The 10,007-nt window shown below is 57.6% G+C and carries 8 protein-coding genes; 3 read left to right on the top strand and 5 right to left on the bottom strand.

Annotated elements, in window-relative coordinates:
• Positions 1-487 precede the first annotated feature (487 nt).
• Positions 488-1,831 (bottom strand): NTP/NDP exchange transporter, encoded by a 1,344-nt coding sequence (locus CA85_RS23725; RefSeq protein ID WP_146394046.1) that lies wholly within the window; start codon positions 1,829-1,831, stop codon positions 488-490.
• Positions 1,831-2,772, bottom strand: a complete 942-nt coding sequence (locus CA85_RS23720; protein ID WP_146394044.1) for a beta-propeller domain-containing protein — start codon at positions 2,770-2,772, stop codon at positions 1,831-1,833. The genes CA85_RS23725 and CA85_RS23720 overlap by 1 nt, the downstream gene beginning before the upstream one ends.
• Positions 2,773-2,805: 33 nt before the next feature.
• Between CA85_RS23720 and CA85_RS23715 the strand changes: the two genes are divergently transcribed.
• Entirely contained in the window at positions 2,806-3,489 is a 684-nt protein-coding gene (locus CA85_RS23715) for a TIGR04283 family arsenosugar biosynthesis glycosyltransferase (RefSeq protein WP_146394042.1), read from the top strand.
• Positions 3,490-3,496: 7 nt separating this feature from the next.
• Positions 3,497-3,829 (top strand): hypothetical protein, encoded by a 333-nt coding sequence (locus CA85_RS23710; RefSeq protein WP_246113101.1) that lies wholly within the window; start codon positions 3,497-3,499, stop codon positions 3,827-3,829.
• Between the two features lie 70 nt (positions 3,830-3,899).
• On the opposite strand, the gene CA85_RS23705 is transcribed toward CA85_RS23710, so the two are convergent.
• The 3 genes from CA85_RS23705 to CA85_RS23695 all read right to left on the bottom strand — a co-directional run bounded on the left by CA85_RS23705 (position 3,900) and on the right by CA85_RS23695 (position 7,742).
• Positions 3,900-5,603, bottom strand: coding sequence for a multiheme c-type cytochrome (locus CA85_RS23705; protein WP_146394040.1), 1,704 nt, complete (start codon positions 5,601-5,603; stop codon positions 3,900-3,902).
• 41 nt (positions 5,604-5,644) lie between these two features.
• Positions 5,645-6,919, bottom strand: coding sequence for a DUF1573 domain-containing protein (locus tag CA85_RS23700; protein ID WP_146394038.1), 1,275 nt, complete (start codon positions 6,917-6,919; stop codon positions 5,645-5,647).
• A 163-nt stretch (positions 6,920-7,082) separates the two neighbouring features.
• The gene (locus CA85_RS23695; RefSeq protein ID WP_146394036.1) at positions 7,083-7,742 is read right to left on the bottom strand and encodes a metallophosphoesterase family protein; all 660 of its coding nucleotides are present in this window, start codon (positions 7,740-7,742) and stop codon (positions 7,083-7,085) included.
• 157 nt (positions 7,743-7,899) lie between these two features.
• Here CA85_RS23695 and CA85_RS23690 point away from each other — a divergent pair, with 157 nt between their 5' ends.
• Positions 7,900-9,930 (top strand): vWA domain-containing protein, encoded by a 2,031-nt coding sequence (locus CA85_RS23690; RefSeq protein WP_146394034.1) that lies wholly within the window; start codon positions 7,900-7,902, stop codon positions 9,928-9,930.
• The last annotated feature ends 77 nt before the right edge of the window (positions 9,931-10,007 follow it).

Here is a 10,007-nt window from a genome sequence, read left to right as displayed (position 1 = left end):
CGCGTTTGACGCATTTGGCGACATCATTGGCCTCAACGGCAACGGTCGAAAAAGTGGTCTGTAGTAAATCGGCCAGCGCTGTTACTCTGTCCATGCGGAAACTCCGTTCTCCGAGGTGACGAGGTTGTAATTCAAGTCACTTTATGAACGGTTTTCCGCTTTTTTTATAGATCAATCCTTAACTTGATGCCTATGAGGTCAGCGCAGCGCCACCTACGATTGTTCATTGGCAGTGGAGCGTCGACCCCGAAGTGGGTCGCAGACCTCGTCGTGAATGATCTTCAACCCCATTCGGGGTTGGCTCTTGCGTCTCGCGGCGTTTCCGGTGGTGTTTGCTTGCGATCAAACCACCGGCTATTTTCTAAAACGCCTTCGGCGTACGAAGACTTCTGGGTAATCAACAGGAGGCGACGAGTCCTGCGGCTTTGGATTCGTCGCCTCGTCCACTACGACAGGAATTGATCGTGCGTTGCTAACCGACAGTCCGCTACCCTCTGGACGTCCTTGATCCAGCGTCTGTGTCAGCCATTTGCTGCTGCCGCTTGCCGAGCCGCCAGGCGACCGCGCCCCACAAGACCGTCAGTGGAATCGCGAGGACATTCATTGCTGCCAGACTGGCTCCGAGATTGCGTAGTCCGCCGAAGACCTGCCCCGATATCGCGTCGCCTCCGCGGAGCACGACTGTATCGATAAAATTCTTCGACTTGTATTTGTCCTCTCGACTGACAACCGTGAACAACACCTCCCGTGTCGGGACTGTGATCCCGTAGCTGATGGCGCGTGTCGCAATCATCACAATGACGAGAACGCCAAGCGATTGGCTGACTGCGAGCGAAGCAAAGCCGCACAGATAGATGACGGGCAAGATCACCAGTGCGACACTGACTCCAAAGCGACGAAGCACCACGCTGGCACAGAACATTTGAATCAACAACGTCAATACCTGAGTCGCTAGGTCGAGATAGGCAAAGAGCTGAGTCCGTTCGGATTTGGATTCAAACGAGGCGTCGACAATCTCGGCTTGCTGAAAATAGAGCTGCGTCCCACAGGCTTGGACGAGCACTAAAAAGGCGCAGATAGCGAGCAGGTAAGGCGAATTCCATACATGTGTGATCCCGGTCAGTAGGCCGCCGCCGGTCGCGGTGGTCGAAGCTGCCGTATCCTGCTCGGGCAATGACTGGCGCAGACGACCCGATTGCTTCTCGAGACGCCAGGCACAAACGAGTCCGCATTCAATCATCAAGATGGGCAGCAGAAGAAGTGTTCCCGTCGATAGGTGCGCCGCCAACTGGCTGGTGAGTAGCGAGCCAGTGATGGCGCCCGCTGTTCCGCCCGCGGCAATGATGCCAAACAGACGCTTGCCTTGACTGCTCGAATACAGATCGGCCAGCACACTCCAGAAAACACTGGTGGCAAACAGTGCGAACACGTTCACCCAGACGAAGAAGGCTCGTGCGGTCCACACCTGCAACTCTGCTGAGGCAAACCGCATCAAGACGAAGAAGACCAGAAGGCAGCCAGCGAAGAAGTGGTAGACAGTGCGAACGAGCCATCGCCGTGACAGCCGAGCGACGAGGAAGGAGTAGGCGGGAACCGCCGCGAGCATGACAACGAAGGTCGCCAGCATCAGTGCCTGCAGTGCCGCCGTCGAGCCGATGCTTCCCATCGTTTCGCGAACTGGGCGGACGATGAGGTAGGCGAGCAGGATAAAGAAGAACCATGCCGTGGCCCAAGCGACAGCGGCGCGTTCGTAGACCTCGATCCGCGACCACCACCGTGGGGCGGGTTCGGGCTGCGGCGTCGATGGACGAGGGGTGGCGGGAGACTCCACTAATCGAGAATCGTTGAATTGGAAACATCGTTACCAAACTCATCGAAGCGATCGAGTGTCCAGACCACTTGCTTTGTGGAGGGATCGACCTCTATCAAAATCGGCTGCTCCGGTCCCGCGTGACAATTGCCAAAGACCCAGTTGCCGTTGCCGAGCACCTCGACGGTGGTCACCCAAGCCAAACGGATACCATCCAAGTCGTCCTGATGAATCTGCCGAACGATCTCTTTGTCTGGAGTGACTTCGAGCAGGCAGTGGCCATTGCCGCCGCCAATGAGCGTGTTGCCATTGCCGAGGCGGATGGCCGAGAAGAGCTTGTTTCCAAAAGCATCCGGGCCATGGCCGCCGCGAGCGGGTTTGCCAAACATGGGCACTTCATACTCCCAAACGACGTCCCCGTCGGCATCGTATTCTCGCACCTTGCCGTCAGCCTCCTGCGCTACGAGATAGTGCCCGTTGGTCAACTTGCGTGCCAACCGCGTGTCGGAATGAGTGCTCGGGTGATCCGTCTTCAGCTTGATTTCCTTGACGAGCTTTCCGTTTGCGTCGACCTCAATGATTCGTGCAGGACCGGACTCGGCGATCATCGTGTTGCCATTGTCGAGACGCTCAAACGCGTGCACCTCGACCGCTTTTCCAGCGTTTCCGTTCCTTCGGCCGCTGTGGTACTTCCAGACCACGGACTTTGTTTCGGGATCGAGTTCGACGACCTGCTGCTTGCCCTTCCTCGTGAGGATATGTCCGTTGTCGAGCATGTGGATGTCGTGGATGCTGTTCCACGGCATCTGCCATGAGATCTCCCCATTGGGCTCGACGACCACCAATCCCGTCTTCGCATGCAGCAGGACGCGATGCCCCTCCGCTTGCTCGGCGGCCCACGACACCGCGGATGTGGCAAGACAAGCAGTTAGCAAACAGGATAGAATCAGTCGGACAATCATGGGAATCTATTAGTGGAGAGATTGGTTTAGCAAATGGAAAAAACAGTCTCGATCATCATTCCGGTACTCAATGAGTCGGAGAATATCGAAACGGCGTTGCAGGCGGCCGCTGCGTTGGGGGGACTCGAGATTATCGTCTGCGACGGAGGCAGCTCCGACGGCACGGTCGAGAAAACCCAGCGATGGGCCCTCGATCTCGACGTGAGCGTGATTGTAATCGATGCGGATCGCGGGCGCGGGCGGCAACTCGCAGCGGGGGCACGAATTGCCAAGGGCGACGTTCTCCTCTTCCTGCACGCAGACAATCGACTGCACGAAACAGCCCTGCGGCAGATGACCTTAGCCGGTTGGCCGGCCTGGGGCGGGTTTCATCAACACATCGATGATTCTCGGTGGCGGTTCCGTAGTTTGGAAGCCGGCAACTTCCTACGTGCTCGCTTAGCCGGACGTGTTTTCGGCGATCAAGCGATGTTTGTGCAGCGAGACCTCTATGACGCCGTCGGTGGGTTCGCTGAGGTTGAGTTGATGGAGGACGTCATGATATCCTCCGAGCTCCGACGTCACGCAAGGCCGCAAATTTTGCCCGGCCCCATCACAGTCGATCCGCGACGTTGGTTGCACCGGGGTGTGATGCGGCAAACGTGGCTAAATTGGCAGATTCAATACGCTTTCGCACACGGTGCGACCCCTGAAGACCTGCGAAAACGTTATGGCTAGAAAACGCATGCCAGCCCCACCTGATGCTCACGACGAGGATCCCGGGCCGTCCGCCCGCAGACGCCGTTCCACCTATCCAAGAACAGCCAGTGGTGACCTGCAGTCCAAACGCGCGATCATCATCAAGGCGGGATTGTTTCTGCTGCTCGGATGCTTGGCCGGTGGGCTGCTACTCGGCTCCATCCTGACGCTGCGAAACGTATTCCTGCTCGGGCTCACCATCTGGAGCTTCTGCCGCTTCTACTACTTTGCGTTCTACGTCATTGAGCACTATCTCGATAGCTCCTATCAGTACCGAGGACTCGTCGACCTCATCCGCCACTATTGGCGACGACGCTGATAAGCGATCAGTTGCAGACAGCGTTTTGAGATTGGAATCGCCGAGAAATCGGGCGACTGGTTGAGAGGAATCAGTCGAGACCTTCGTGCTCGATCTCGGCCCAGTAATCTTCGAAGGCACCCTCTTTGTGGAAGTCAGGGCTATTGTCGAGATCGTGGCATTCCATGCATTTCTCCCTCGCTTCCGCGAGCGGAAGTCTCATGGCGTTGCGAAGTTCCTCGCGACGAGCGTCGGTGACGTCGATATCGCCATTCTCAGCGGCGACGTGGGACGCTCCCGGGCCATGACAGTTTTCGCATCCGTTGCCATGCAGATGCTCGTCGGCTTCGAGGCTCAGATACCCCGAGACGTAGGGCTGGAAATTCTGTGCATTCCAGCCTGTCACGTGACAGGAAAGGCATTCCGGATCGAAGTGACGTGGCACGTCGCTGCGTTCACCAGGATGCACGAGACTCTCAGTGGCATCAAAGTGTGGCGAGCTCTCCCAGATATCGAAAGCTGTTGTGTGGCAGTCGCCGCAGGCTTCCGACCCAACAAACTTCTCACCCGAGCGATGAGGAATTGGTTTGATGCCCAGGTTCTCGAGCCCCAGGTCTCGCAACTGGGCTTGGTAATCAGCCATCAGTTGACGCATCTCCGGTGCATCGCCGAACGAATCATCAAGCGCGACGCGGGCGTATCGCATCTCCGCATTCTTGTAGAGTCCGACCAAACCGACATACATGCCCTTATCGCCGGTCAAAATCATCCGAGTCGTGGACCCCTCGATGGATTCAGGCTGGTAGGTGGGTTCGCCATAGCCACCTGCGACAACGACGAGATCGAATCCGGGCACCTCACGTACCAACTTCTCCGCGGCCGTGCTATTGCCGAAAAACGTCAGTACGTTGAACTCAGCCTGCTCAGCGTGCAGCTTTTCCATCACCGACCGGGCTGCGGCCGCTGGATCTACCAACGTGATATCTTCGCTCAATGGCGACTCAAGCGAATCAGGATCGAGAATGCTGGTCATGCCGATCTTCCAGCCCTGCTGCTCAACAACCCGGTGGGTCGGCATCAACGATGGATCAATCAGTACGACATTGGCCGAGTAGTAGACCGCCTGGTCGGGACTCTCCGCGGCGGCTTCTTGAATCAAATCGCCCACACCGATGCGCACATCGTCAGGTCCAAACCCCACGGCGGCATACTGCATCTCCCGGAGTGCTTCGAGTGAACGGTGAAACTTAATTTCCGCTTGGCGACCAAAACGCCGGATCAGATTGCCAGCGTCGATAGGGAGCAGATCCCAACCGGCTTGTCGCAGCCGGTTGGCAAAGGTCATCCGCCGGGCGACGCCGCCCTTCTGATTTTCCAGCCCCGTGCATCCGCAGGGTTCAATGTACCCGTGCTGTTGCCCGGTGATGAATAGGGTGACATCGGGAACGGGCCACTCGGTGTAGTCGACCGGACCAGACAATCCGCTGTCAGGCAGCGATGTGGCGGGCGTTTCTTCGGCCGCAGCATCGCTTTGAGCAATCGTCCCCGATGGCACCTGAGGTTTACGAACCACGTGAGCTTGGTCATCAGCAGTCTGAGTGACCAAGGTCGCGTCGGTCATCGCCGGCGTGCTGGACGCCGAATCATTCGCATGGACGCTGTTCAGTGGAGGCATCGGATCGGCTGGCGAACAACCGACCAGAGCCAACATCGAGCTGGCCAGTAAGCACGTCCATGCTTGCGTGGATCGGACCGGGGCGGGAATGCGATCGGGGCGTAGAACTGGGGTGCGCATGAATTTCCTTTGTGGGTGCAATGCGTTCGTCGCCCCCCAGCCTACTGCGCTGGCAATGCAAATTTCAGCATCAATTTGAGAGCGGGGGTCTTCGGATCGTCCGATTCAATCATGATAAACCCATAGTCGCCGCGATTCATCCCCATCCGGTCGATCGCTGTCGCTCCAGGTTTGAGTTTGATTTCCAGCGGGGAGAGTGTCATCGATCCCTTGCCAACAGGCTCGCCGAGGGTTGCCTGCACGTGCTCGGCGGGGCTGACCTCACCGAGGGAGAGCTTCGTCGACGACTGGCTGTCGCCCTTGAGCCGCACAAACACCTTGGCTGTGAGCGGATCGTCTTTCCCGAGAATACCGAAATCAAAGACGTAGCCGCCACCGGAAACTCCCCGCAGTCGGGAATTGGGCAGCAGGCTCATGGCTCCCACGATGCGGCCGTTGACTGGGATATAGACAGTTAGCTTATCGGGTGCCCCGTCGTTCTCCGCAGATGCTTCATCGCCTTCGGAATCCCCATTGTCGGCGTTGTCCTCCTGCGGGAGAAGGGTTAGCACCAGGTTGGAGGTCACCGGCCCCTGTTTGAGTCCAGGGTGCAGGGTTGCGTGAACACGGAAGCCTTGATCGGCCGCCTCATTGACGCCATCTTGCTCGGACGGCTCGAATGGCTCGACCTCAAAGTCTGCAAACTCATTGATCGTCTCGTCGCTGAACTTGACCTCACCGGCCGTCACGGGGTGATCCATGAAAGTGAATACGCTGACGTCGAGATCAATGTCATCGCCGGCAGCGACTTCACCGAACGTAATCTCCTCAGGGAACAGCCGTACATCGCGGACGACGCTACCAGTGATTTCAAACCGAATGGCGACTTGAGCTGGGTCGTTGGTGCGAAGTTCGGCCGATTGGCCAAACGTGTTCTTGTTCGTCGTCACCGTCCAGCTCATTGTGACCTCCGTCTGCTCGCCGGGCTCGAGCATCTCGTCGCCTAATTCACCCACGGTGCATTTACACGTTGAAGCTCCGACTTTGAGGACTAACGGGGCATCGCCAACATTCTTGACTACGAACTGATGCTCGCCTTTCTCATCTGGTCTCATCACGCCAAAGTCGTGAGAGTTTCCGTCGGGCAACTCGATCTTGGCAAAGGTTTCGGACCACCCCTCCTCGAGAGTCGCCATCGCGTTGCTCGCGTCGACGTCGCCGCGATAACTGATCGGGCCAAACGTGGGCTCGTAATGCCCGTAGCGACCTTCATTGATCGTCAGTGCCACCGCGACTCCAATCGCAGCGAATACGAGGCAGGCAATGAAAATCTTCATGAGACAACATCCAGAATACTGGAGAGAATGAGTGGAAGGCTAGGGAATGGAGGTTCTGCACGCTACGTCCCCACGGCCGAAGTGGTTCGGCAGGTTTTCGTAACGCCGTTCGCCCGGCAAACCCGACACCTCGGTGGATCCCCAGCCACGACTGGGGTCGTATCTACGGCAGCAGGTCACCTTCCGGCGTGGCTTGCCACACACGCTTGGACGGCAATTCCATCGCCGTCAACAAGCCGCCTCCGTAGCATCTCGTATCGAGACAAATCAGGTGCCCCACGTCCACGATTTGAGCATCGGGGTTGGCAGTGTGTCCGACGACAGCTACCCGTCCGCTCCGGTGAGGCGCCGGGATGCCTGCCCGCAGTGAGTACCAACGCAGCATCTCGACAGGTTGATCCTCCAACTCCAACTGAGCGTCATAAGCGGCGTGCGTGAAGAAAAACTCGTCATGCACGAAATAATCGCCCAACGATTCGAAGAATGCGAGGTGTTCCGGCGGCAGGAAATCCATGTCACCGTTGAAATGATAGCTATCGAGCGTCTCGATTCCGCCAAACTTCAGCCACGCATGATGCGGCTCGTCGCCCCGCACCACATCGAGCATCATCTCTTCGTGATTGCCCATCAGTGCCACGATCTGGGTTTTTTCGCCCCACTGGATCAGCGTGTCGACCACGCCCTTGGAATCCGGGCCCCGATCAATGTAATCACCGAGCGTGACAATGATGTCCTCAGCGGTAGGGTCGATCGCCTGCAGCAGCGTCTGCAGCGGCAGGTTGTAGCCGTGGATGTCTCCGATCGCGATCAGTCGTCCGTTCAAATTTTTTCTCCGCGTTTTAACGAGCCCCCCGACCGATTCGGATATACTCGACAAGAGTACAAATCATCGCAGAAAACGTTCTAATGTTAAGCCCACTAGCCAATCTAGCACGCTAACTCGTCTTTTTCGCCACTTCCTCCCAGCCCCATCGAGCAACATGACTGCATCCTCGGCTGACCCATCGAGCACACCGAACATCCCTGGTGAGGATCCTGGAGTGCAAGCCGATCGCGAGCGATTGTGGGATTCCGATGAAACCATCGCCATGCTCGGCAGCATGCAGGTTCACATCATCATCTTTCTTTCCCTCGCTCTGGTGCAGCTTCACAAGCCCTACGATGAGAATGCCGTGGTCGTTGTTTCTCCACCACCGCAATACGAGGAAAAACTGCAGACCATTGATGAAATAGTCGTCAGCGAGACGCCTCAAACTGAAGTGGGTGTCGATGCCATGGCCGAACTCGACCTAGCGGAGGCCTCTGCGGACGTTTATGCCGAAGTTGCTGATATCCCCAATCCAATCGACCTGCAGCCCACGGAGTTGGGTCAGATCATGGTCAACAAAATCTTCAGCCAACCGGTCGCGCCTCAGAAACGCCTTGATACCGTCAAAGGCTCCACCGGCGTGGGCGTCGCCGGGGCCAAAGGCGCCGTCGATCAGATTACAGCGGAGATTATGCTCGCCGCTGAAGAGAGGCCGACGCTGGTCGTGTGGCTATTCGATCAAAGTGGTTCGCTGACCCGGCAACGCGGCGACATTCGAGATCGCTTCGATCGTATCTACGACGAACTCGGCATCCTGCAAAAATCCGCAGACGACAAGAAAACCAAATCCAGCGATGAACGCATCCTGACGTCTATCATCGGTTTTGGCGAGAAGGTCGAACTCTACACGGAGGAGCCGATTTCGGACCTCGAGGAAATCAAACAGATCGTCGAGAACTTGCCCGTTGATAGCTCGGGAGTCGAACGGGTCTTCACCGCGATCGAATCGGCCGCCAAGCAATTCAAACCCTTGCGGCGAAATATTGGACCACGCGGCCCGAAACGCAACGTTCTCTTCGTCGCGGTGACCGACGAACGCGGTGACGACTACAACAAACTCGAATCCTCGATCACCTCCTGCCGCCAGCTCGGAATCCCTGTTTACGTGATCGGTGTACCGGCGCCGTTTGGACGCGAGCACACTCTCGTTAAGTACGTCGACCCCGACCCGCAATACGACCAGTCACCACAATGGGCGCAAGTCGACCAGGGGCCGGAAACGTTCTTGCCCGAACGCATCCAACTGAGTTTCACCGGAAATTTTGAAGAGGAACCCGTAATCGATAGCGGTTTCGGACCCTATGGACTGACGCGGTTGTGCTACGAAACAGGCGGCACGTACTTCACCGTGCACCCCAATCGAAATACGACGCGGAAAGTCCGGCGGGGGGAGCTCGAAGCATTCTCGGCCGAGATCGAGTACTTCTTCGACCCTTCGGCGATGGCTCGGTACAGCCCTGACTACCTCTCCCAAGCCGACTATGTCAGTGCCGTCAAACGCAGCCCGCTGCGGATGTCGCTCGTCCAAGCCGCGACGATTCGCAACGTCAACGGAATCCAGCGGCCGCGATTGCGATTCGTCAAGAGAAGTGAAGCGCAGCTCGCTGGTGATCTGACCAACGCCCAACAAGACGCCGCCCCGCTCGAACCCACACTCATCCGGCTCGCGGCAACGCTGCAACCCGGCCTGGCCGGACGCGACGAAGAATCCAGCCCACGTTGGTTGGCCGGCTTTGATCTCGCCTACGGACGGGTACTCGCCCAGAAAGTTCGCACGGAAACGTATAACGCCGTCCTCGCCCAAGCCAAACAGGGGATGCCCTTCGAAGAGGCCAAGAACAACACCTGGATTCTCGAACCCAGCGATGAGATCACCGTCGGTAGTAAATGGCAACGGGAAGCCGACACTGCCAAAGAGTTCCTCACTCGCGTCGTCGAGGACAATCCCGGCACCCCCTGGGCACTGCTCGCCAAACGCGAACTCGATGTTCCCATCGGTTGGAAGTGGAAGGAAACCTACACCGAACTCGATCCACCTCGCGAAGGTGGCGGGGGTAACAACAACAATAACGTGAACGTCCCCCAAGACGACAAACGCCGGATGCTCGATCGGGCCCCGAAGCGACCTGTCCCCAAGTTATAGGTGCGGCACTTACTCGCGACTCGACGGAGCGGTAGGCTGATTCGTCCCGTTACCACCATCTCGCTTTACTCTGTTCA

This window comes from Allorhodopirellula solitaria (assembly GCF_007859855.1).
GTDB lineage: Bacteria > Planctomycetota > Planctomycetia > Pirellulales > Pirellulaceae > Rhodopirellula > Rhodopirellula solitaria.
The sequence above is the reverse complement of the archived record's forward strand: the minus strand, read 5'-3'. Positions and strand labels throughout refer to the sequence as shown.

What these genes read in the sequence shown, in the direction of transcription:
- CA85_RS23720 (WP_146394044.1), bottom strand. Translation starts at nt 2,772, where the DNA reads ATGATTGTCCGACTGATTCTATCCTGTTTGCTAACTGCTTGTCTTGCC.
- CA85_RS23715 (WP_146394042.1), top strand. Translation starts at nt 2,806, where the DNA reads ATGGAAAAAACAGTCTCGATCATCATTCCGGTACTCAATGAGTCGGAG.
- CA85_RS23710 (WP_246113101.1), top strand. Translation starts at nt 3,497, where the DNA reads ATGCCAGCCCCACCTGATGCTCACGACGAGGATCCCGGGCCGTCCGCC.
- CA85_RS23705 (WP_146394040.1), bottom strand. Translation starts at nt 5,603, where the DNA reads ATGCGCACCCCAGTTCTACGCCCCGATCGCATTCCCGCCCCGGTCCGA.
- CA85_RS23700 (WP_146394038.1), bottom strand. Translation starts at nt 6,919, where the DNA reads ATGAAGATTTTCATTGCCTGCCTCGTATTCGCTGCGATTGGAGTCGCG.
- CA85_RS23690 (WP_146394034.1), top strand. Translation starts at nt 7,900, where the DNA reads ATGACTGCATCCTCGGCTGACCCATCGAGCACACCGAACATCCCTGGT.